The organism is Sphaerisporangium rhizosphaerae (assembly GCF_042665155.1).
GTDB lineage: Bacteria > Actinomycetota > Actinomycetes > Streptosporangiales > Streptosporangiaceae > Sphaerisporangium > Sphaerisporangium rhizosphaerae.
In genome coordinates, this window is sequence record NZ_JBHTCG010000014.1 from 48,194 (window position 1) to 70,522 (window position 22,329).

Genomic DNA, 22,329 nt, shown 5'->3' on the forward strand with positions numbered 1-22,329 from the left:
ACGACCCGCGCGCGGCGGCAGGTGTTCAGGCGGCGCGGCGGGCGATGGCGCTGATGAGGGGCTGCAGCAGCCGCGCGGCCAGCGGGCCGAAGGCCGCCAGGATGAGCACGTACCCGGCCGCCAGCGGCCCGAGGTCGCGGTGGGCGCCGGCCGCCACCGCGAGGCCGGCGATGACGATGTTGAACTCACCGCGCGGGATCAGCGCGATCCCGGCCCGGGCCTGCCCGGCCCTGGCGACGCCGGCCCGCCGAGCGGCGTAGGCGCCGGTGGCCAGCTTGGTGGCCATGCTGACCACGGCCAGCAGGGCCGCCAGCCCGGCCATCGGCCAGATCGCCGCCGGGTCGGTCTGCAGCCCGAAGAACACGAAGAACACCGCGGCGAACAGGTCGCGCAGCGGGATCAGCAACGCCCGCGCCTCGTGGGCCAGCTCGCCCGACAGCGCGATGCCGACCAGGAACGCCCCGACCGCCGCCGACACCTGGAGCTGCTGGGCGACGCCGGCGACCAGCAGCGCCAGGCCCATCACCTTCAGCAGCAGCACCTCGGAGTTGGGGCTGGCGACGAAGGTCTCGATGAGACGGCCGAAGCGCAGGGCCACCAGCAGCACCACCCCGGCCGTGCCCAGGGCGATCGCCACGGTGACCGCGCCGGCGGCCAGGCTCACCCCGGCCAGGATGGCGGTCAGCACCGGCAGGTACAACGCCATCGTCAGATCCTCGAACACCAGCAGCGACAGCACCACGGGGGTCTCCCGGTTGCCGATCCAGCCGAGGTCGGACAGCACCTTGGCGGTGATGCCCGAGGAGGTGGCGTAGGTGACCCCGGCCATCGCCACCGCCGCCACCGGGCCCCAGCCCAGCAGCAGCGCGACCACCGCGCCCGGCGCGGCGTTGAGCACCAGGTCGAACAGCCCGCCGCGGGCGTTGCCGCGCAGGCTGGCCATCAGCTCGTCGGCGTTGTACTCAAGGCCGAGGGTGAGCAGCAGCAGGACCACGCCGATCTCGGCGCCGACGGCGATGAAGTCCTCGCTGGTGGCCAGGGGCAGGATGCCGCCCTGGCCGAACGCCAGCCCGGCCAGCAGGTACAGCGGAATGGGGGAGATGCCGGCGCGCAGCGCCAGCGCGCCGAGCACGCCGAGGACAAGTACGGTGCCGCCGAGTTCGATGAAAAGGCTCGCGGTGTGCACGCCGGCCTATCCGCCGGCGAGGATGTCGGCGACGGCGGCGGTGCTCTCCAGGTCTCCGACGACGACGACCACGTCGCCGCCGGCGAGCGGGAAGTCGGGGGTGGGGCTGGTGTGCACCTGCCCGCCCCGCACGACCGCCACGATGGAGGCGCCGGTGCGGGTGCGCACGCGCGCCTGTCCCATCGGCCGTCCCGCGTAGGGGGAGTCCTCGGCCAGGGGAAGCTGGACGCTGACCAGCCCTTCGACCTCGCGGTGCAGGGCGTTGAGCCGCTGGACGATGCGCGGGGCGCCGAGCAGCTCGACCAGGGCGTCGGCCTCCTCGTCGTTGAGCTGGATGGCCTCACACGCCCGGTCGGGGTCGTGCCGGTCGTAGATGACCAGATCCCGGCGGCCGCTGCGGTGGGACACCACCGCGATCCTGCGGCCGTGCTGGGTGGTGAACTCGTGTTTGAGCCCTATCCCCGGGAGTGCGGTCTGCTCGATCTCCACCGGCTCCTCGCCCCTATCAGCCGTCCGTCACCTGACCACGCTTCGCCCCTCTACGAACAGGACGAATGTTCATAAAAGGAGGCGAACGCCTGTGAGGCTAGCAGGTGCCGGGCCCACCCGAGCGGCGCTCGCCGCACCCGTAGCGCACGGGCACCACGGCCACCGGCCCCCTCGCCTCGGACGCTGAGGGCCGGCGGCGCCGCGGTCACACGACCAGGTCCAGGGCCAGCACCAGCAGCAGGCCGACCACCGAGATCACCGTCTCCATCGCCGACCAGGTCTTGAGGTTCTGGCCGACGCTCAGCCCGAAGTACTCCTTCACCAGCCAGAACCCGGCGTCGTTGACGTGGGAGAAGAACAGCGACCCCGCGCCGATCGCCAGCACCAGCAGCGAGGTCTGCCCGGCGCCCAGCGTGGTGACCAGCGGGGCCAGGATTCCCGAGGCGGTGACGGTCGCCACCGTCGCCGACCCGGTGGCAAGGCGGATCAGCACCGCGACCAGCCAGGCCAGCAGCAGCACCGAAAGGCCGCTGTGCTGCACCCAGTCGGCCACCAGCTTGCCGATGCCGGTGTCGACGAGCGTCTGTTTGAACCCGCCGCCGGCCGCGACGATGAGCAGGATGCCGGCGATCGGCGGCAGCGAGGCCTCCAGCGACGCGGTGATCGCCTTGCGGTCCATGGCGCCGCCGCGTCCCAGCGTGAAGATCGCCACGATGACCGCGATGAGCAACGCGACCAGCGGCGTGCCCAGGAAGTCCAGCGCGGTGCGCACCGCGGTGCCCTTGGCGGCCAGCAGGTCGGCGACGGCCTTGCCCATCATCAGCACCACCGGCAGCAGCACGGTGGCCACGGTCACCCCGAACGAGGGCCGCCGCGCGGACGGCTCCTGCTCGCGCGCGTCGTACAGCTCAGGCGCCGGCACCTGCACCCAGCGGGAGGCGTAGCGAGCGAACAGCGGGCCGGCGATGGCCACGGTGGGCACCGCGACCAGCACGCCAAGGCCGAGGGTCAGGCCGAGGTCGGCCTTGAGCGCGTCGATGGCGACCAGCGGCCCCGGGTGCGGCGGCACCAGGCCGTGCATCACCGACAGTCCGGCAAGGGCGGGGATGCCGACCCTGATCAGCGGCAGGCCCGAGCGGCGCGACACCAGGAAGATCACCGGCATCAGCAGCACGAGCCCGATCTCGAAGAACATCGGCAGGCCGATGATGGCGCCCACCGCCGCCATCGCCCAGGGCAGGGTGCGGGGGCTGGAGCGGCCGACGATGGTGTCGACGATCTCGTCGGCGCCGCCGGAGTCGGCCAGCAGCCGGCCGAACATCGCCCCCAGCGCGATCAGCGTGCCGACGCCGGCCGCCGTGGCGCCGAAGCCGTCGGTGAAGCTGGTGATCACATCCGACATGGCGAGGCCGGCGACGGCGCCGACGACCAGCGAGCCGATGGTCAGGCTGAGGAACGGGTGCAGCTTGAAGCGCGTGATCAGCAGCACGATCACCGCGATGCCGATCAGCGCGGCTGGCAGCAGGCGTCCGGCCGGCACCGCGGCGCCGCCGGCGGGGGCCAGCGCGAGCAGCGTGGCGTTCATGACCGTCCTCCGCGGTCCGTGGCACCGCCGGCACCGCCGGGGTCGGCGGGCGGTGGCGCGCCGCCGGGGGAGGCGGCGGCGAGGTAGTCCTCCACGAGCCGGTCGACGTCGTGGGTCAGGTCGAGCACGACACCGTGCTCGTCGGGCTGCAGCGGCTGCAGGGTCGCGAACTGGGAGGCGACCAGGGAGGCGGGCATGAAGTGCCCGGGCCGCCCGGCCACCCGCCGGCTCACGACCTGCTGGTCTCCGGCCAGGTGGACGAAGCAGACCTGCGGCGCCGATTCGCGAAGCACGTCGCGGTAGGAGCGCTTGAGCGCCGAGCAGCTCACCACGCCGCCGCCGGCGGCGTGCGCGGCCAGCCAGGCGCCGATCGAGCGCAGCCAGGGCAGCCGGTCGTCGTCGTCCAACGGGATGCCCGCCGACATCTTGGCGACGCTGGCGGGGCTGTGGAAGTCGTCGGCGTCGGCGAACGGCACCCGCAGGCGCTGGGCCAGCGCGGCGCCGACGGTCGTCTTGCCCGAGCCGGTGACCCCCATGACGACCAGCAGCGGCGGGGTTTGCGCCGCGGGGCCGGGGGAAGTCGGGGGCGGAGGATCTGTGGGGTTCATGACGGGCCTCTCGAACGGGCTGTCGCACAGCCTGTCACGAATAATCATCCTTAATCAAGAGTCACGTGCTAATTAGTCATACTTTACCGGCGGTGGTGCGGCCCGGAGGCCTTCCCATGGGAGGATTGGCGGCCGTGGGAGCCAAAGACCAGACCAATGGCGGTCTGCACGGCAGCGTCCTGGACGGCCTCGGCGTCCAGATCACCTCCGGCGCGCTCCCCGCCGGCCACGTGCTGCGCATCGAGCAGCTCGAACACCGCTTCGGGGTCTCCCGATCGGTGGTCCGCGAGGCCATCCGGGTGCTGGAGTCGATGGGCCTTGTGTCCAGCCGGCGCCGCGTCGGGGTCACCGTCGCCCCGCGCGTCCGCTGGAACCTGTTCGACCCGCGCATCATCCGCTGGCGGCTGTCCGGCGGCGACCGCGACGGGCAGCTGCGCTCCCTGGGCGAGCTGCGCCGCGGCGTCGAACCGGTGGCCGCCGCCCTGGCCGCCCGCAACGCCACCCCCGAGCAGTGCGGGCAGCTCACCGGCGCGGTCATGAGCATGGCCGTGCACGGCAGGTCCGGCGACCTGGAGTCCTACCTGCGGGCCGACATCCTGTTCCACCGCACCCTGCTGGAGGCCTGCGGCAACGAGATGCTCGCGGCCCTGGCCGACGTGGTCGCCGAGGTGCTCGCCGGCCGCACCCACCACCACCTGATGCCCGCCCATCCGGAGCCGGCGGCGATCCGCTGGCACGCCGAGGTCGCCCAGGCGGTGCAGGCGGGCGACGCCGCCACCGCCGAGCGGTTCATGCGCCAGATCGTCGAAGAGGCCACCCACGCCATGCTCGCCGCCCCACCCGCCTGAGGGGAGTCACACCCGCCGCGTCGCGCTTGGATCTTCGACCGGCCCCTGACTTCAGCCGGTGGAACGACCGGATCCACCGGTTCGTCGGTTACCGGCATGCCGATGTCCGGTGGTGGGCCCGGGGCGGGGCGGCCGAGAGATGGTCAGGCGGATGAACAGGGGCGCGAGCAGGACCATGGCGAACAGCCGCAGGCTCTGCACGCCCGAGATCAGGGAGACGTCGGCGTGGGTGGCGGCGGCGGTGGTGAGGACGGCGTTGACGCCGCCGGGGGTGGTGGCGAGGTAGGCGTCGGTGAAGGGGATGTGTGCCATCACCGAGAGCAGCCAGGCCAGAACGGCGCAGACCGCTATGATCGACATGGTGCAGGCCAAGGCCAGCGGCAGCAGGCGCCGCATGTGTGCCAAGGTGGGACGGGTGAAGCGCAGGCCGATGTCCAGGCCGACGATGGTGAACACAGCGGTTCGCAGAGGACCGGTCGGGGTGAAACCGCTGAGGGCGCCGCCGGCGGTGATGGCGGCGGTCAAAAGCATCGGGCCGAGCAGGGCGGGGCTCGGCAGGCGAAGGCCGCGGCCGGTCAGGGTGCCGGTGAGTGCGACGGCGGCCAGCAGAACCAGCCCGATGCCTTGATCATCGCCGGTGACCAGGCTCCAGGCCGACGGATGGGGCACTGCGGCGGTGCCTGCCGCCGGGTCGGGGGCGAGCAACCAGTGCACCAGGACAGGGGCGGTGGTGGCGACCAGAGCGACGCGCAGATACTGCAGGAATGCGACGATCCGCGGATCGGCGTCGAAGTCGGCCGCGCTGGAGATCACTGCGGCCGAGCCGCCGGCGACCATGCCGAGAGTCGCGCTCGCGCGGTCGATGCGGCCCGTACGCGCCATGATCGCGGCGGCGGCCAGGCTGAGCCCGATGGTGACCATGGTGACAGCGGCCAGCGGAAGGACCTCGGCCGCGGCCTGATGTGCGGTGTGGGGGTCGAGATAGCCGCCCATCAGGACCCCGAGGACGGCTTGGCAGCCGCGGTTGAGACCGCCGGGAACCTGGTCGGCGGTGAGCCCACTGACGGCCAGAGCCAGCCCGGCCAGCAGCGGGACCAGCAGATGAGGCGCGGGCAGTATCGGCTCGGCCACCTCACCGGCGGCGCACGCGCCGAGAATGAGCCCCAGCCAGCCGACCCAGCGCCACTGAAGACGAGCGCCGGATCGGCGGCTCAGAATGCCGAGAACCGTTCCCATGGCAGCGATACTACTTACGGTATTCAGTAGGTCACGCCACGCGATCGTCGCGGAGCCGGCTCTCCGGCCGTCCATCGTGTCCGGTCGCCGTCAGGCCCGTGCGCTTCGGCGGTCGATGCGCGCCTGAAACCAGGTGGCCGTCGCCGCACGGATCCGCAAGGAGGACGCGTACAGACGGTCAGGCGGCGGGGAGGCGCAGCTCGACCAGGCCACCGTCGCCTGACAACCGTGGGGTGACACCGCCTCCGGCCGACCGTGCCAGGCGGCCGGCCAAGGCGAGGCCCAGCCCTGCGCCCTGGCCGGGTGAGGCGGCGTGACCTTGGGTGCCGGGTGTCAGGACCGCGTGAAGCTCGCCCGGATGGAAGCCGGGCCCATCGTCGCCGACGCTGAACAGCACGTCGCTGCCGGATGAGGTGACACGCAGGGAAATCGCTGTACGGCTGTATCGCAGAGCGTTGTCCAGTAGCGGCTGGAGAGTCCGCGCGATCACCTCTCGATCGCAGCCGACGACCAGGCCGGCCGCTTGGGACAGGTCGACGTCGATCTCCCTGCCTTGATCGCGGCAGGTCCGCGCAGCGTCCGCCGCGACGTCGCTGACGGGGGTGGTCCCGGTCGTGGGGTTGATCTCCTGCTGGGCGAGGCCGATGAGCGTCTCCAGAGTGGTCGTCATCGTGTCGGCGCTGTCGAGGACCGCCCGCAGCGCGTTCTGGTATTGAGCGGCGGGGCGGTCGCGGCGCAACGCGATCTCCGTCTCCAGACGCATTCGTGTGAGGGGTGTGCGTAGCTCGTGCGCCATCTCCGCGGTGAGCCGCTGTTCGTGGCGCAGCGCGGCGGAGATACGGCCGAGCATCCGGTCCAGAGTGGCGGCGAGCCCGGTCAGTTCGTCGGCCGGTGGTCCGAGGTCGAAACGGCGGTCGAGGTCACGCTCGGACCATCGCGCGGCCTGTGCGGTCATCTGGGCGACCGGTCGCAGCGCCTGGGTCACCGTACGCCGGACGAACCACGCGCCGAATGCGAGGACCAGGGCGTCGAAGCCGAGTGCGCCGATCAGCGTGGTCCGCTCCGCGTGCTCGTACGGTCGCCTGGAGAGGGCGACGACCACGACGGCGTAGGGCTCATCGCGCAGCGGGAGAGCGTACATCCTTATGTCGTCGCCGGCGTCGTGGAAGGCGGTGTGGACCGAGCCGCCGAGCCGGCGCGCGGTCTGATCCACGGTGCCCGTCGCCGCCGGACCGCTGATCTTGGCGCCGCCGGCGTCGAACACCCACACCCCGTTGTCCAGCGCCTCGTCGTAGGGCGTCTCGCGGACCGACGGCCGTCCCTGACTGGAGGTCACGGTGGACGCTGCCGCGGCGGCGCGGTCGCGTAGCACGTTGTCGGCGTCGCTCTCCAGCCGCCAGGACAGCACCACGTACAGTCCGGCCGTCAGAGTCAGCAGCGCCACGGCGAGGGTGACGGTCGCCGCGGCGACCAGTTTGCGGCGGATCACGTGGCCGTGTAGCCCACGCCGCGGACCGTGATGATCGCCGAGGGTTGTCCGATCTCGGCGAGTTTCCGGCGGATGCGCACCAGGTAGGAGTCGAGGGTGTTGGCGTGGACGATGGAGCCCGTCGGCCAGGCGGCCGCGATCAGGGCGTGCCGCCGCACCACCTCGCCGCGGCGCGCCAGTAGGGCGGCGAGTAGGCGGAACTCCGTCGGGGTGAGCACCACCCCGGTCTCGCCGTACCGTACCTCGTGGGCGGCGGGGTCCAGGTGCAGGGCGGGCGGAGGGGCGCTCGTCCTGGCCGTCCGCCGGAGCAGCGCTCTCAGCCGCAGAACCAGCTCCTCGAAATGAAATGGCTTGGGCAGGTAGTCGTCGGCGCCGGCGTGGAAGCCGGACAGCCGGTCGGTGATCCCACCGCGGGCGGTGAGCAGGAGTACGGGAGAGTGAACACCGCGTGCCCGCAGGGCCAGGCACAGGTCGCGGCCGTCGACGTCGGGTAAGCCGATGTCGATGACGAACACATCGGGCACGACGTCGCCCAGGCACTGCAGGAGCTCGGTCCCGCCCGCCAGCGCGAAGGACACCTCGAAACCGTCTTCCCGCAGTCCGCGGCGCAGTCCCGTCCGCAGAGCCGCGTCGTCCTCGACGATGGCGACGCTGGGGGCCACCACACCACCTCCTCCTAGGGGCCGCCGCGCCCCAGAGTAGGGCACACCGGGCACCGAGCAGCCTGATCGCGCACGTAGTCAGGTTGTTTTCAGGTGCCCCGTGTGAGCCTGTCCGCCATGATGACCACCACAGGGCGGCGCGCGAGGTCGTACGGCCGCTCGATCCTCAACAAGGTCCCAGCGGTCACGATCTACTTCTGGATCATCAAGGTGCTGTGCACGACCGTGGGGGAGACCGCCGCCGACTTCCTGAACGACGATCTCGGGCTGGGTCTCACCAACACCACCGCCGTCATGGGCGCCCTGTTGATCGTCACGCTGATCTTTCAGTTCCGGGCACGTGCGTATGTTCCCGCCCTCTACTGGCCGGCCGTCGTCCTGATCAGCATCGTGGGCACGCTGCTGACCGACAACCTCACCGACGATCTGGGCGTTCCCCTTGAGACGACCACGATCGTCTTCGGCGTCGCCCTCGCCGCCGCCTTCGCGATCTGGTACGCGGTCGAGCGCACGCTGTCCATCCACACGATCCACACCTGGCGGCGTGAGGCGTTCTACTGGGTGGCGATCCTGCTGACCTTCGCCCTTGGCACCGCCGCCGGCGACCTGGTCGCCGAGCAGCTCGGCATCGGCTACCTGATGTCGGCGGCCGTTTTCGGCGGCCTGATCGCGATCGTCGCGTTCGCCCGCTACGGCCTCAAGACGACCACGATCGTGACGTTCTGGATCGCCTACATCCTCACCCGCCCGCTCGGCGCCTCCATCGGCGACTACCTGTCGCAGTCCTCCGACGACGGTGGTCTGGGTCTCGGGACCGTCGCGACCAGCGGGCTGTTCCTGCTCACGATCCTCGGCCTGGTCGTCTACCTGTCGCTGACGAGGCGCGACGCCGAAGCATGAGGATCCGGTACCTGCTGATGAACGCGTACGCGGTCGGCGGCACGAACCGGACGGTGGTCAACATGGCCAACGCGCTGGCGTCGCACCACGACGTGGAGATCGTGAGCGTGTGGCGCGAGCGGGCGACGCCTGCCTTCGCGATCGACCCCCGCGTCCGCCTTCGCGCACTGGTGGACATGCTCCAGACCCCGGGCTGGCGGCGGCGGGCCGAGGCGCCGGCGCGACGGCTGCGCAGCCGCCTGGTCCCGGTGCAGGAGGTCCGCTATGACCGCTTCAATGTGCTGACGGACCTGCGTTTGACGTGCTACCTGCGGTCCCTGCGGGACGGTGTGCTGGTCACCACTCGTCCCGCCCTGAATCTGCTGTCGGCCAGGTACGCCCCGGCCACGGTGGTCCGCGTCGGCCAGGAACACCTGCACCACGCGCGCCACAAGCCCGAGCTCGCCCGCGAGATCCGCCGCTGGTATCCGCGCCTGGACGCCGTCACCGTGCTCACCGAGGCCGACGAGCGTGCCTACCGGGCGGCGCTCGGCCCCGCGGCGACCCGCGTCGCGCGGATTCCCAACGGGCTGCCGGTCGCCGGCGCGGCTCGGACCTCCGGCGAAGAAAAGGTCATCGTCGCGGCCGGCCGCCTGGTCAGGTCCAAGGGCTTTGACCTGCTGATCGAAGCGTTCGAGCTGGTGGCACCGTCACAGCCGGACTGGAACCTGAAGATCTTCGGCGGTGGCAAGAACCGTGAGGCGATCCGGCGGCAGATCGAACGCAGTCCCGTGCGGGACCGCGTCCATCTCATGGGCCCCACAGGGCACCTGGAGGACGAACTCGCCGCAGCGTCGATCTTCGTGCTCAGCTCCCGCCACGAGGGCTTCGGCATGGTGATCGTCGAGGCGATGAGCCACGGCCTGCCAGTCGTCAGCTTCGACTGCCCGGTCGGCCCACGCGAGATCATCACCCACGGAAGGGACGGCCTGCTCGCGTGCCCTGATGACCCTCGGGCGCTGGCCGCGGCGATGGACACGCTGATGGCCGATGACCGGTTGCGTCGTGAGATGGGCGCCCAAGCAGTGCAGAAGGCGCGGCGCTACGACGTCGAGGCCGTCCGTCCTGTGTGGGAGCGACTGCTGGCAGAGCTCGCCGCGACACCGGACGACGAGGTGAACACGGTTTGACGACCTGCCGCCGCGCTGTTCGGTTCCGCTCGTCACTCTCCGGCACGTCGTCCCGTATGACCTGTGACAAGGAATTCCGTGATCCTGAAGCGTCTCCGCCTTCCCGGGCTTTTCCTCGTGGCGACCGGCCTGCTCGGGACCGCCGCCAGGACACCGGCCGTCACGCGGAACGATCTCCGCGTCGACCAGGCCGTGGAGGCGCTACGCGCACCCGCCCTCACGGCCGTTGCCCGCGGCCTGGACCTGGCCTTCGGCCCCGTGGCGGGTGTTTTGATCATCGTGCTGCTCGCCGCGGCGCTCGCCTTGGCCGGACGCGTACGGACGGCCGTCCTCGTCACCGTGATGATCACAGCCGGCTGGACCACCTGCGAGATCTTCAAACAGGTGATAGCCCGGCCCCGCCCGCCGATGGCGGGCAGCCTTCTCCACGAGATCGGCCATGACGGTTTCCCCAGTGGCCACGTCGCCCTGACGCTGTCGCTGGTCATAGCCGCGGGCTTCCTCACGGCGGGCACCCGCCTTTTCCGCCTGGTCGTCTCCGCCGGCGTCGTCCTTGTGGCCGTGCAGGCACTCGCACGCATGTATCTGGGTGTCCATTACCCCACCGACGTCATCGGTTCGGTACTGGCCGCCGGCGCGGGAACCTCGGCCGTCATCGCGCTGCGGGACGACATCGACCGGTGGATCGGCCGGATGGCGGTCCTCACCCGCCCCGGTGACCGGGCGAGGTGACGAAGGCGGGCCGGGTCCGTCGGCGATCGCCTCGGCCGGCGCCGGTCCGCCTGAGACGGCGGTCGCGACCAGGATGGCGGCGAAAATCCGGTGCCGGCGCAGGGCCTCGGCGACCCGGCGTGCCCCGTCGACGGGGATCCCCAGGCGGTGCGCGGCCAGAGAATCCTCAACCCAATCGGTGTCGCCGACCGCCGGCCGAGGACGCGAGAGGCGGGGTGGCTCACGTAAAGCACCCACGCGCGACCATCTCGGTGGTCACCAGGATCGCCACCGCCTCGGCGGCCAGCAGAGCCACCAGGACAACGAGTTGCACGACTCCGGCCTGGACCGGGCTCGCCCCACCGAGCAGCATCCCCACGAAGGCGCCAGGAAGAGTGACCAGCCCCACGGTCCGGGTCTGATCCAGCGCGGGTAGCAGCGCCTGGGCCGCCGCCGGGCGGCAGATCTCCACCGCCGCCTCCCTGGGGAGGAAGCCCAGCGCCAGCGCCGCCTCCACTTCTCCCCTTCGCTGGACCAGCTCCTCCACGGCTCGGCGTCCGGCGAGGGAGGTGGCGGTCAGACAGCCACCCAGCACGATCCCCGCGATCGGGATCACCACGATGCCGTCCATGGAGATCGTTCCGCTCGCGGCGAGCATCGACAGCACCGGCGCGGCGCCCGCCGCGATCGGCACCGCCGCCCACCATGCCTTCCGGCCGCGAGTGATGCGCCGGCCCGCGGTGAATGCGGCCACACCGTACATGAGCGCGACGAACCCCGCCGCGGCCGTGAAGGAGGCGACCACCCAGGCGATCAGCACCGATACCGCGCCGAGTTGGGCGGCCGCCCGCAGGCAGGCGGTGAGGACCGCTCGTCCATGTCCGAGCCGGCCGAGCCGGGCCGCCAGGGCGCCCGTCACGACCAGGGCGATCAGGACCACCGGCAGGAGAGGGGTCACAGAGATCAACGCAGAGGAACGCACAGCAGGTAGTGTGCCGTGGTCCATCATCTCGGCGACCGCCGCGGCGGTTCCCACAGCACCTTGACCCAGAGAGCACCTCCCGCATGCACAGGCGGCCGCCGGGCCGGCCCCGGGTGGCGAGGGGCGGGGCGTGGTAGGTTCTGCCGCGTAAGGTGCGGCGCCCGTTCGCGGGCGTGTCGGGACATCCGGCCGGCACGGCGGCTCCCCTTTGACGGGCCGTCTGATCTCTCACGAGAGAGCGTGCTTCGTCATGTCCGAGAACACCTGCCCGATCCTTCTCACCGGCGGCCGCGGCGCGGTCGCCACCCACCTGCTGGCCCTGCTGCACGCCGGCGGGCACCCCGTGCGCGTCGCCTCCCGCGCCCCCGAACGGCTGCGGGTCCCCGCCGGAGTCCCGGCCATCGCCTGCGACCTGCGGGATCCGGCGACCTTCCCCGCTGCACTGTCCGGCGTCGGCGCGGTCTTCCTGTACGCCGAGGCCGCCCGCATCGGCGAGTTCGTCGACGCCGCCGTCACCGCCGGCGTCCAGCACATCGTCCTGCTGTCCTCCGCCTCGGTCCTCGGAGCGGGCGCCGCCGGCGACCCGCTGGCGAGGGCGCACCTGGACGTGGAGACCGCCCTGCTGGCCGCGCCGATCGCCACCACGCTCCTGCGCCCGGGCTCGTTCGCCTCCAACGCCGCCGCGTGGTCCTGGCCCATCAGGGCCGGCCGCCCGGTCAGCCTGCCCTACCCCGACGCCCACACCGACCCTCTGCACGAACGCGATTTGGCCGAGGCCGCCCGCACGGTGCTCACCGACCCGCGCCACCGGGGCGGGCACTTCCACCTGACCGGCCCGCAGTCGCTCACCTTCCGCCGGCAACTCGACGTGATCGGCGCGATCACCGGCCGGTCCGCCACGATCGCGCACGTCAGTCCCCAAGAGTGGAAGCGTGAGATGTCCGAGCACATCCCCGGCCCCTACGCCGACGCCCTGGTCGACTTCTGGCGCTCCCACGACGGCCGTCCCGTCCCCCTCACCGACGCCGTCGAACGACTCACCGGCCACACCCCTCGCCCCTTCGCCACCTGGGTGGGCGACCACGTGGCCGACTTCACCGGCTGACCGGCCGGGCACCGCCGTCCCGCCCCCGTCTCCGCCGCCGCGCGCGCGAACCGGTCCCGCCGGTCAGCGCGACAGCAGATCGCGCAGCGCCCCGGCGACGCCGGCGGGGGCCTCCTCGGCCATGAAGTGGCCCCAGCCGACCGTGCTGTGCCGCAGGTCGGCGGCCCAGGCGCTCCACAGGGCCGCCGCGTCGAACCCCAGCGCGGCCCCCCAGTCCTGCTGAAGCACGGCGACCGGCATCCCCAGCCGGTGACCGGCGTCCCGATCGGCCTGGTCGTGGACGACATCGATGCCGGCGGAGGCGCGGTAGTCGGCCACGATCGAGTCGACGGCGCCCCGGGACGCCTCCAGGTAGGCCGCGCGGACCTCGGCCGGGATCGCCCCCGGGTCGCCGGCCCAGATGTCGAGAAAGTGGCCGAAGAACGCGTCCGCGGCACCGGCGATCATCCGCTCCGGCAGGCCGGGCGGCTGGGACATCAGATAGAGGTGGAAGCCGACGGCGGCGCCGACGCCGTGCATCGCCTCCCACATGTCCAAGGTCGGCAGCACGTCCAGGCAGGCCAGGTGGGTGATCGCCTGAGGGTGGTCGAGCCCGGCGCGGAAGGCGACCAACGCCCCGCGGTCGTGCCCGGCCAGCGCGAAACGCTCGTGACCGAGCGCGCGGGCCAGGGCGACGACGTCGGCGGCCATGGTGCGCTTGGCGTAGACGGCCGGGCCGGTCTCGGCGGGCTTGTCGCTGGCGCCGTAACCTCGCAGGTCGGGACAGATCACGGTGTGGCCGGCCGCCAGGTCGGCGGCGACGTGCCGCCACATCAGGTGGGTCTGCGGGAAGCCGTGCAGCAGCACGACGGGACTGCCCGAGCCGCCGACGGCGACGTTGAGATGGACGCCGTCGGCGACGGGGACGCGCTGGTAGTCGAAACCGGAGATGACAGGGGTCATGATCGAGTCCTTTTCTGTTGACGACCGGTGCCGGTCGGGGTGAGCGGTGGACGCCGTGTCCACGCGGCGGCCGCCGATCGGCCCGTCGCCGATCGGTCCGCGAGGGCGATGGCCGCCGCCGGGTGGAACGGGTGCCGGTCGATCCGCGCAGGGATGGACCCCGTTCGGCTGATCGCACCCCGGGGGACCGGCACCGACCAGCGTGCCGGGCCCGGATGAGCATCCGGTCAGCGCGCTACCGTGGCCAGGGGCGATACCCCGCAGGGGGCCGGACGCCTGGAAGGACGGGAGATTCCAGGCCTGGTGGATGTCCAAGGAAGGACGGTCGGCAGGTGCGGGTCGTGTTCGGGGTGCTCGGGCCGGTGACGGCCTGGGACGGCGCTGGGTCCGCGATCGCCCTGAAGGGTCCCCGGCACCGCGCGGTGCTGGCCCGGCTGGTCGTCGCCCGCCGCCGCGTCGTCCCGATCACCCATCTGGTCGACGACCTGTGGGAGGACCCGCCCGCGGGCGCGGTCGGCGCCGTGCGCACGTTCGTCGCCGCGTTGCGCCGCGCCCTTGAGCCCGAACGCCCGCCCCGCGCGCCCTCCCGGCTGCTGGTCACCGAGGGCCCGGGGTACGCGCTGCGCGCCGATCCCGGTTCGGTGGACGCCTGGCGCTTCGAACAGGCGGTGGCCGCCGCCGCCACGCTGCCCCCCGCGCAGGCTCTGGTCCGGCTGGAGGAGGCGCTCGGCTGGTGGCGTGGCCCCGCCTACGCCGACTTCACCGCCGAGCACTGGGCCCGCGCCGAGCGTGCCCGCCTGGCCGAGCTGCGGCTGCACGCCGTGGAACGCCAGGCCGAGACCCGTCTGGCGCTGGGGCCGGCCGCCGAGGCGGTGCCCGATCTGGACGCCCACGTGACCGAGCACCCCTGGCGCGAGGACGCCTGGCGCCTGCTGGCCCTGGCGCTGTACCGCGCCGGCCGGCAAGGCGACGCCCTGGCCGTCCTGCGGCGGGCTCGCACACTGCTGGTCGAGCAACTCGGCGTGGACCCGGGCCCCGCGCTCCGCCGGCTCGAAGCCGACATCCTCCACCAGGCCGACCACCTCACTCCCGCACCACCACCTGCCCTGGACGTGGCGCGGCCTCCAGCGCCCGGTTCGCCGCAAGAGCCGCCCTCGGCCCCGGACGAGCCCTTGGACGCGGTCCCCGGCGCGGCGCCTGCGGCGATCACCGATCCGGTCCTCGATGCGGCACCTGACGCGGCGTCCGATGCGATCGCGATGACCGATGCGATGACCGGCGGGGCGGCCGAGCCGCCCGATCCCCCGGGAGTGTCCGGTTCGGCGGCGGAGGTGTGGGCGCGGACGGCCGCGGTGTACGACCGCGCCGTGCCCTCCGGTGCCCGGGCCCGCCTGGAGTCGACGGTGGGCCTGCTGCGCAGCCTCGCGGTCACCGGAGGCGGCGGCCTCCAGGCCGCCCGCAGGCACCGGGTGGCCGCCGTGACGGCGGCGGAGGAACTGGGCGACCCCGAGCTGACCGCCCGGGTCATAGGCGCCTACGACGTCCCGGCCATCTGGACCCGTCTGGACGACCCGCCGCAGGCGGCGCGGGTCGTGGCGGCGGCCGAGCGCACGCTGGCCGCCCTGCCGCCGGGAGCGCACGAGGCGGCCCGGGCCCGTCTGCTGGCCACGATCGCGCTGGAGTCACGCGGCACCCGCGCGGCGCGGGGCCCCGAGGCCGCGCGCCAGGCCGAGCGGATCGCCCGCCGTCTGGACGATCCCGCCCTGCTGGCCTTCGCGCTCAACGGCGCGTTCATGCAGAGTTTCGCGCGTGCGGGGCTGGCACCGCGCCGCGACGAGATCGGCGCCGAACTGGTCACCCTGGCGGCCCGGCACGGCCTGGTCACCTACGAGGTGCTCGGGCACCTCATCCGCCTGCAGGCCCGGTGCGCGCTCGCCGACTTCGCGGCGGCCGACGCCCACGCTCGCGCCGCGGACCGCCTGGCCGAACGCCACGAGCTGCCCCTGCTGGGCGTGTTCACCGAGTGGTACCGGGCGCTGCGCCTGGATGTGACCGGGCAGGCGCCGGTGGCCGAGGTGGAGGCGGCCTACCTGCGGGCCGCCACCCGGCTGGAGGGCGCGGGGATGCCGGGGCTGGAGCGGGGACTGCTGCCGCTGGCGCTTCTGTGCCTGCGCGTGCGGCATGGGTTGCCGCCTGTGGCCGCCGGCGAACGCGCCGACTGGGGCCCGTACGCTCCCTGGGCCCGTCCGGTGGTCCTGGTGGCCGAGGGCCGGCGCCAGGAGGCCGCCGCGGCGTTGCGCGAGATGCCCGACCCGCCCCGCGACCTGCTGTTCGAGGCCCTGTGGTGCCTGGTCGCACGCGCGGCCGCCGCCGTGGGTGATCGGCCGTTGATGCGCCGCGCCATCGCCGAACTCACCCCGGCGGCGGCCGAGTCGGCCGGCGCGGGCAGCGGGCTGCTCACCCTGGGCCCGGTCTCCCGGCACCTCGCCGACCTGACCACCGCCCTGGCGCACGATGCCCGCCACCCCCACCCCGGGGAGCGGACCAAGTACGGGAGAAAGGGATAGTGGAGCGTTGAGGCGCTGCTCAGAGGGCTCGTTCATCCGACGATGTGACCCTCCGCTTGGGGTTGGTCGCGGTCTGGTGAACAACCCACGCCGTCGAAGATCACCGATTTCGCGGGGGAGGCCGACGCCCAGGACGCCGACACCTTGTCGCGCCACGAAGCGGTCGATCGTTAGCCCGCCTGCTGTCGGCCGTGTAGAGGCATCGGTCCCGACGAACCTGCCGGTGGCGACGCTCTCCGATCATGTGTCCGTTCCGGCGCCCATCAGGCCCGGACGCGACGACGCCCGTCAGCCCTGGACGCCGACGACCTCCAGGAGCCGCAGCCGCTCGGCGGTCTGGCCACCCTCCGCCACGGTGAAGGCCATGATCCGCAGATCGGTGCCGAGCGCCGCGAGGATGTCGCAGTCGAGGGTGAGTTCGCCGACGCTCGCGTGCCGGACCGTCTTGGTCAGGGGCTCGTGCACACCTACCACGCCGGAGCCCCACAGCGCCGCGAAGTCACCGCTCCGGGCAAGGAGCTCATCGATCAGTGCGGCCAGTCCGGCATCCTTCGGATAGCGAGCCGACGCCGCTCTCAGGTCGGACATGAAGGCGGCGCGGTGACCCGTCTCCCTGCTCACCGCCTGGGGGTATCCGGCGGGAGGTTCCACGAAGGACCACCACACCGCATTCCTCCCGAAGCCGCGTGACGCGGGCGGGTCGCCGAACAGCGCGGCCCACAGCCGGTTCCACGTGATGAGGTTCCAAGCGGCGTCGTACACGCTCAGCGGTGTGCCGGTCAGCCGATCCAGCAGGCGCTGGACGCCTGCCGGCACATGGTCGGAAATCTGCCCGGGGCCCGGCACCGCCTGACCGGCGAGCACGAAGAGGTGCTCACGCTCCGCCGTCGTCAGCCGCAACGCCCGAGCCAGCGCGGACAGTACTTGGGGGGACGGATTCGTCGACCTGCTCTGTTCGAGCCGCACGATGTAGTCGACGGACAAGCCGGTGAGCAGGGCGAGCTCCTCACGCCGTAGTCCCGGCGCGCGCCGGCGTCCGTCGTCCGGCAGACCGGCCTCGGCCGGTTTCGTGCGATCCCGCCAGGCGTGCAAGGACCTGCCAAGATCCGTGGATCCGGTCATCTCCCCAGTATGGGCAATCGGCCGCGTCCCCGTCGTGGTACTCCGGGTCCACTGGCTGCGGCGGGTACTGGTTGATGCCCGCGGGTCCGCGGAAGGTGGATGTACCGGCCGGCGGGCGGTGGCCGGCGGGGGGACCCACTCGCCGGTCGGGACCGAAGGAGCACGTTCATGAAGTATCGCAACCTCGGGCGGAGCGGGATCAAGGTCAGCCCCTACGCACTCGGCACGTTGATGTTCGCCGGCCAGATGGGCAACGACCCGGACGAGTCGGTCCGGATCATCCACAAGGCGATCGACGCCGGGATCAACCTCATCGATACCGCCGACCGCTACGCCGACTCCGAGGACATCGTCGGAAAGGCCCTCGAGGGCCGCCGCGACGAGGTGGTCCTGGCCACCAAGGTCGGCATGCCCATGGGCGAGGGCGTCAACCAGCAGGGTGCCTCCCGCCGCTGGATCACCACCGCCGTCGAGAACTCCCTGCGCCGGCTCGGCACCGACTACATCGACATCTATCAGCTCCAGCGGCCTGACCCGGACACCGACCTGGAGGAGACCCTTTCCGTTCTGACCGACCTCGTCAGGGCCGGCAAGGTGCGCGTGATCGGTTCCTCGACGACGCCCGCCTCGGTGATCGTCCAGGCGCAGTGGGCCGCCGAACGCGCCGGCCTGCAGCGGTTCCGCACCGAGCAGCCGCCGTACTCGATCCTGAACCGCGGCATCGAACGGGAGGTCCTGCCGCTGGCGCAGGAGTACGGCATGGGCGTCATGGTGTGGGGTCCATTCGGCCAGGGCCTGCTGACCGGCCGGGTGCGCAAGGGCGGTGAGAACGACCTCAAACGCGTCCAGTTCTCCCGCCACCTCACCGACGAGCGCCGCATCGACGTCGTCGAACAGCTCATCCCGCTCGCCGAGGAGGCCGGCCTGCCCATGACCCACCTGGCCATGGCGTTCGCCATCGCCCACCCGGGCGTCACCGCCGCGCTCCTCGGCCCGCGCACCATGGAACACCTCGACGACCTTCTGGCCGGGGCCGACGTCGAGCCGTCCGACGACATCCTCGACCGGATCGACAAGATCGTCCCGCCGGGAACCGAGGTCAGCGCGCTCGACCAGGAGTACAGGCCCCCGGCATTGCTCGACCCCACCCTCCGGCGTCGTCCCGCCGGGCTCCGGTCGGCGGCCTGAGCCCTGCGGCCAGGCGGCGGTCCGCCCGGGGAGGTGGTCCGGCCCTGACACACCGCAGGCGGGTGCACGAGGCAAGGCTCAACGCGCCCCGCTCACCGTGGCGCCCCCCTCACCGGCCACACCAACACGGTTTACACGATGTACGCGGTGGCGTTCAGCCCGGACGGCGAACGCCTGGCCGGCGCCGGCCACGACAAGACGGTGCGGGGGTGGGACGTCGCCTTGCCACCCGATCCTCTTCCGCTTCTTCGAAGCGCCCTTCGGTCGTGGAGCGTGCGGGCCGGCCAGCGCGCGTCTGCTATATCGGTCATGTTTGTGATGTCCGGTCAAGTGAGGAGCGGGAGCGCCGTGCCCGAGGTACACGCGACGATCCGGGCGGCGACGCCCGGCGACCTTCCGGCCGTCGCGGCCATCTACACCCACTACGTCCTGGGCGGCGTCGCCACCTTCGAGGAGACGCCGCCGGGTCTTGAGGACTGGCGGCGGCGCCTGGACGACCTGGCCGGGCGCGCGCTGCCGTTCCTGGTGGCCGAGCTGGACGGGACGGTGGCCGGGTACGCCTACGCCGGGCCGTTCCGGCCCAAGCCCGCCTACCGGCACACCGTCGAGGACAGCATCTACCTGGCCCCCGGCCGCACCGGGCGAGGGCTCGGCCGGGCGCTGATGGGTCCGCTGCTGTCCGGGTGCGCCCGGGCGGGCGCCCGCCAGATGGTGGCCGTCATCGCCGACACCGGCGACCCCGGCTCGATCGCGCTGCACGAGGCGTTCGGGTTCACCCGGGCGGGGGTGCTGAAGGAGGTCGGCCGCAAGCACGGCCGCTGGATCGACACCGTGCTGATGCAGCGCGCCCTGACTCCCACCGGCGACTGACCGGCGACCGACCTGTCCTGCCGGACGCCGGCACCCGCCTGGCAGGCCCAACGCCGGCACCCCGCCTGGCAGGCCCACCCGCCCGCCCGTTCGCAGGGCCGGCCGCCGGGTCCCCTCACCTCCGGTCGAACCCTGCCCACACGGGGGACCGGGACGCCGGCGCGCACGACCACCCGGCCCGGTCAGATCGCACGCGCGGCCACCGGCTCTGTCAGCGGCGCTCGGCGCCGGCCCCCGCCGCAGACGGCCGGGCAGCCGCCCCGGACCGACCGGCCGCCGTCGCGCCGGCCCCCGCCCGCGAGAGCGGCACGACGGCGGCGCGGACCTGGCGGGCGGCCTCGACCATGGCGGCCAGCGCGGACTCCACCTGCCGGTAGGTGCGGGTCTTCAGCCCGCAGTCGGGATTGACCCACACCTCGGCGGCCGGCAGCGCGCGCAGCGCCGCCTCGATCCCACCGGCCACCTCCGCGGCGTCCGGCACCCGCGGAGAGTGGATGTCGTACACCCCCGGCCCCAGGCCGCGGGCGAAGGCGGCCACGGCCGGTTCGGCGAGCAGCCGCCCGTGGGAGCGGGCCGACTCCACGGTGGTGACGTCGGCGTCCAGCGCGTCGATCGCCTGCAGGATCTGCCCGGCGTCGGAGTAGCACAGGTGGGTGTGGATCTGGGTGCGGTCACCGGCGCCGCCGGTCGCCCGCCGGTAGGCGCCGACGGCCCACGCGAGGTAGGCGGCCTGCCCGGCGGCGCGCAGCGGCATCAACTCGCGCAGGGCGGGCTCGTCGACCTGGATGACGGCGGTGCCGGCGGCCTCCAGGTCGGCCACCTCCTGGCGGACGGCGTCGGCGATCTGGGCGACCACCCGGGCCAGCGGCAGGTCCTCGCGGACGAACGACCAGGCGGCGATGGTGACCGGGCCGGTGAGCATGCCCTTGACCGGCCGGGTGGTCAGCGACTGGGCGTAGCGGGTCCAGCGCACGGTGATCGGCTCGGGACGGCGCACGTCGCCGTGCAAGATGGGCGGGCGCGTGCAGCGCGAGCCGTAGGACTGGACCCAGCCGTGCCGGGTGACGGCGAACCCCTCCAGGTGCTCGGCGAAGTACTGCACCATGTCGTTGCGTTCGGGCTCCCCGTGCACCAGCACGTCCAGGCCGAGCCGCTCCTGCAGCCCGATCACCTGGCGGATCTCCCGCCGCACCCGCTCCTCGTAGTCCTCGACGCTCAGGCGCCCGGCGGCCAGCGCGGCGCGGGCCGCGCGCAGCTCGCCGGTCTGGGGGAAGGAGCCGATGGTCGTGGTCGCCAGCGGCGGCAGTCCCAGGTGGGCCTGCTGGGCCGCCGCGCGCACCGGGTAGGGGCTGCGGGCGGGCGCCGCAGGGACGGGGGAGGGGTCGGCCGCGGCCTGCCGGGACGCGGGATCGTGCCGGTCGGGAGCGGGGGAGCCGGCGGGGACGCCGGCCAGGCGCCCGGCGAGTTCGACCACCTCGGCGACCTTCTGCTCGGCGAAGGCCAGGCGGGCGCGCAGCCGGGGGTCCAGCCCGTCCTCCCGTTCGACGTCGTAGGGCAGGTGCAGCAGCGAGCAGGACGTGGAGACCACGACCCGGGCGGCGGCGGGGCGCAGGGCCAGCAGGGTGGAAAGGGCCCGCCGCTGGTCGGTGCGCCACACCTCGCGCCCGCCGACCACTCCGGCCACCACGGTCTTGGCGGCCAGTCCGGGCGTCCGCAGCGCGGCGTCCAGGTCGGCGGCTCCGCGCACCAGGTCCAGGCCGATCGCCTCGACCGGGGTGCCGGCCAGGACGGGCAGCGCCGCGCCGAGCTCTCCGTAGGCGGAGGCGACCAGCAGCGCGGGACGGCCGGTGAGGGCGCCGAGCCGCCGGTAGGCCTCCCCGGTGGCGGCCAGTTCGGCGGGGGTGCGGTCGGCCACCAGCGCCGGTTCGTCCAGCTGCACCCATGGGACGCCTTCGGCCGCCAGCGCCGACAGCACCCGCTCGTAGACCTCCAGCAGGTCCCGCAGGCGCTCCAGCGGGCGGAACCCGGCCGGGGCGCCGGGCCCGGGCTGCGACAGCAGCAGGAAGGTGACCGGGCCGAGCAGGACGGGCCGGGTGGTGAGGCCCAGAGCGCGGGCCTGGCGGACCTCGGCCACCGGCTTGTCGCACACGGCGCGAAAGACGGTGTCCGGGCCGATCTCCGGGACGATGTAGTGGTAGTTGGTGTCGAACCACTTGGTCATGCGCAGCGGGGTGGCGTGCTCGTCGCCGCGCGCCATGGCGAAGGCGGTGTCCTCGGCCTGCGGGCGACGGTGGCGGCCGGGCACCGCGTCGACCATGATCGCGGTGTCCAGGACGTGGTCGTAGAAGGAGAAGGTGTTGGAGGGCAGGGCGGCCAGGCCGAGCTCGGCCAGGCGCATCCAGGTCCGCTCGCGCAGGCCCGCGCCCGTGGCGCGCAGCTCCCGCAGGCCGATGTCCTGCCGCCAGTACGCCTCCAGGGCGCGTTTGAGCTCCCGGTCCGGGCCGATGCGGGGATACCCGAGCACGGTGGAGGCGGGGAAGGGGGCTGTCATTGGTGGCTCCTGGTTCACGAGTCCGGCACGACCTCCGGCATCCTGCCCACCCCACCCCTGGCGCGGCCAGATCAATCGACAACACTTATAGATCTTGTGGATGCGTCGGCCGTCGGCCC

At 72.9% G+C, this 22,329-nt stretch carries 19 protein-coding genes and 1 pseudogene; 9 read left to right on the top strand and 11 right to left on the bottom strand.

Features of this window, described 5'->3' with window-relative positions; translation table 11 throughout:
* Window positions 1-25 precede the first annotated feature (25 nt).
* The 4 genes from ACFQSB_RS21435 to ACFQSB_RS21450 form a co-directional block, all read right to left on the bottom strand.
* Window positions 26-1,186, bottom strand: a complete 1,161-nt coding sequence (locus ACFQSB_RS21435; RefSeq protein WP_354926361.1) for a cation:proton antiporter — start codon at window positions 1,184-1,186, stop codon at window positions 26-28.
* A gap of 6 nt (window positions 1,187-1,192) precedes the next feature.
* The gene (locus tag ACFQSB_RS21440) at window positions 1,193-1,675 is read right to left on the bottom strand and encodes a cation:proton antiporter regulatory subunit (RefSeq protein ID WP_354926359.1); all 483 of its coding nucleotides are present in this window, start codon (window positions 1,673-1,675) and stop codon (window positions 1,193-1,195) included.
* Between the two features lie 205 nt (window positions 1,676-1,880).
* Complete coding sequence (locus tag ACFQSB_RS21445) at window positions 1,881-3,260, bottom strand: GntP family permease (protein ID WP_380828628.1); 1,380 nt, start codon at window positions 3,258-3,260, stop codon at window positions 1,881-1,883.
* A complete protein-coding gene (locus ACFQSB_RS21450; protein ID WP_380828629.1) occupies window positions 3,257-3,868 on the bottom strand; it encodes a gluconokinase in 612 nt (203 codons plus the stop codon). The genes ACFQSB_RS21445 and ACFQSB_RS21450 overlap by 4 nt, the downstream gene beginning before the upstream one ends.
* 134 nt (window positions 3,869-4,002) lie before the next feature.
* On the opposite strand from ACFQSB_RS21450, the gene ACFQSB_RS21455 reads away from it, so the two are divergent.
* On the top strand, window positions 4,003-4,716 hold the full coding sequence (locus ACFQSB_RS21455) for a FadR/GntR family transcriptional regulator (protein WP_380828630.1): 714 nt from the start codon (window positions 4,003-4,005) through the stop codon (window positions 4,714-4,716).
* Window positions 4,717-4,767: 51 nt separating this feature from the next.
* Here ACFQSB_RS21455 and ACFQSB_RS21460 read toward each other — a convergent pair whose 3' ends face one another.
* The 3 genes from ACFQSB_RS21460 to ACFQSB_RS21470 form a co-directional block, all read right to left on the bottom strand.
* On the bottom strand, window positions 4,768-5,952 hold the full coding sequence (locus ACFQSB_RS21460; protein WP_380828631.1) for an AbrB family transcriptional regulator: 1,185 nt from the start codon (window positions 5,950-5,952) through the stop codon (window positions 4,768-4,770).
* Window positions 5,953-6,130: 178 nt separating this feature from the next.
* Window positions 6,131-7,441, bottom strand: coding sequence for an ATP-binding protein (locus ACFQSB_RS21465; RefSeq protein WP_380828633.1), 1,311 nt, complete (start codon window positions 7,439-7,441; stop codon window positions 6,131-6,133).
* Entirely contained in the window at window positions 7,438-8,106 is a 669-nt protein-coding gene (locus ACFQSB_RS21470; protein WP_380828635.1) for a response regulator transcription factor, read from the bottom strand. The genes ACFQSB_RS21465 and ACFQSB_RS21470 overlap by 4 nt, the downstream gene beginning before the upstream one ends.
* Before the next feature lie 114 nt (window positions 8,107-8,220).
* Between ACFQSB_RS21470 and ACFQSB_RS21475 the strand changes: the two genes are divergently transcribed.
* The 3 genes from ACFQSB_RS21475 to ACFQSB_RS21485 all read left to right on the top strand — a co-directional run bounded on the left by ACFQSB_RS21475 (window position 8,221) and on the right by ACFQSB_RS21485 (window position 10,904).
* Window positions 8,221-9,003: a COG4705 family protein gene (locus tag ACFQSB_RS21475; protein WP_380828637.1), complete on the top strand. Its 783-nt coding sequence runs from the start codon at window positions 8,221-8,223 to the stop codon at window positions 9,001-9,003.
* Complete coding sequence (locus ACFQSB_RS21480) at window positions 9,000-10,172, top strand: glycosyltransferase family 4 protein (RefSeq protein WP_380828639.1); 1,173 nt, start codon at window positions 9,000-9,002, stop codon at window positions 10,170-10,172. Before ACFQSB_RS21475 ends, ACFQSB_RS21480 begins: the two co-directional genes overlap by 4 nt.
* A gap of 78 nt (window positions 10,173-10,250) precedes the next feature.
* Window positions 10,251-10,904, top strand: coding sequence for a phosphatase PAP2 family protein (locus tag ACFQSB_RS21485; RefSeq protein WP_380828640.1), 654 nt, complete (start codon window positions 10,251-10,253; stop codon window positions 10,902-10,904).
* Between the two features lie 220 nt (window positions 10,905-11,124).
* Here the strand turns inward: ACFQSB_RS21485 and ACFQSB_RS21490 are convergent, their stop codons facing one another.
* Window positions 11,125-11,841 carry an ABC transporter permease gene (locus tag ACFQSB_RS21490; RefSeq protein ID WP_380828642.1) on the bottom strand — a complete coding sequence of 239 codons (717 nt, stop codon included), beginning with the start codon at window positions 11,839-11,841 and terminating at the stop codon, window positions 11,125-11,127.
* 274 nt (window positions 11,842-12,115) lie between these two features.
* Between ACFQSB_RS21490 and ACFQSB_RS21495 the strand changes: the two genes are divergently transcribed.
* Complete coding sequence (locus ACFQSB_RS21495) at window positions 12,116-12,970, top strand: SDR family oxidoreductase (RefSeq protein WP_380828644.1); 855 nt, start codon at window positions 12,116-12,118, stop codon at window positions 12,968-12,970.
* A 63-nt stretch (window positions 12,971-13,033) separates the two neighbouring features.
* Here ACFQSB_RS21495 and ACFQSB_RS21500 read toward each other — a convergent pair whose 3' ends face one another.
* Window positions 13,034-13,912: an alpha/beta fold hydrolase gene (locus ACFQSB_RS21500; RefSeq protein ID WP_380828645.1), complete on the bottom strand. Its 879-nt coding sequence runs from the start codon at window positions 13,910-13,912 to the stop codon at window positions 13,034-13,036.
* Between the two features lie 332 nt (window positions 13,913-14,244).
* Here ACFQSB_RS21500 and ACFQSB_RS21505 point away from each other — a divergent pair, with 332 nt between their 5' ends.
* A complete protein-coding gene (locus ACFQSB_RS21505; RefSeq protein ID WP_380828647.1) occupies window positions 14,245-16,479 on the top strand; it encodes a BTAD domain-containing putative transcriptional regulator in 2,235 nt (744 codons plus the stop codon).
* Window positions 16,480-16,767: 288 nt separating this feature from the next.
* On the opposite strand, the gene ACFQSB_RS21510 is transcribed toward ACFQSB_RS21505, so the two are convergent.
* A complete protein-coding gene (locus ACFQSB_RS21510) occupies window positions 16,768-17,601 on the bottom strand; it encodes a helix-turn-helix domain-containing protein (protein ID WP_380828648.1) in 834 nt (277 codons plus the stop codon).
* 168 nt (window positions 17,602-17,769) lie between these two features.
* On the opposite strand from ACFQSB_RS21510, the gene ACFQSB_RS21515 reads away from it, so the two are divergent.
* From ACFQSB_RS21515 to ACFQSB_RS21525, 3 genes and pseudogenes are all read left to right on the top strand, one after another.
* Entirely contained in the window at window positions 17,770-18,789 is a 1,020-nt protein-coding gene (locus tag ACFQSB_RS21515) for an aldo/keto reductase (protein ID WP_380828649.1), read from the top strand.
* Between the two features lie 120 nt (window positions 18,790-18,909).
* Window positions 18,910-18,993 (top strand): annotated as a pseudogene (locus ACFQSB_RS21520) (hypothetical protein); the annotation flags it as partial.
* A 144-nt stretch (window positions 18,994-19,137) separates the two neighbouring features.
* A complete protein-coding gene (locus ACFQSB_RS21525) occupies window positions 19,138-19,659 on the top strand; it encodes a GNAT family N-acetyltransferase (protein WP_380828651.1) in 522 nt (173 codons plus the stop codon).
* Window positions 19,660-19,870: 211 nt separating this feature from the next.
* Here the strand turns inward: ACFQSB_RS21525 and metE are convergent, their stop codons facing one another.
* Window positions 19,871-22,210, bottom strand: coding sequence for a 5-methyltetrahydropteroyltriglutamate--homocysteine S-methyltransferase (gene metE, locus ACFQSB_RS21530; RefSeq protein WP_380828653.1), 2,340 nt, complete (start codon window positions 22,208-22,210; stop codon window positions 19,871-19,873).
* Between the last annotated feature and the right edge of the window lie 119 nt (window positions 22,211-22,329).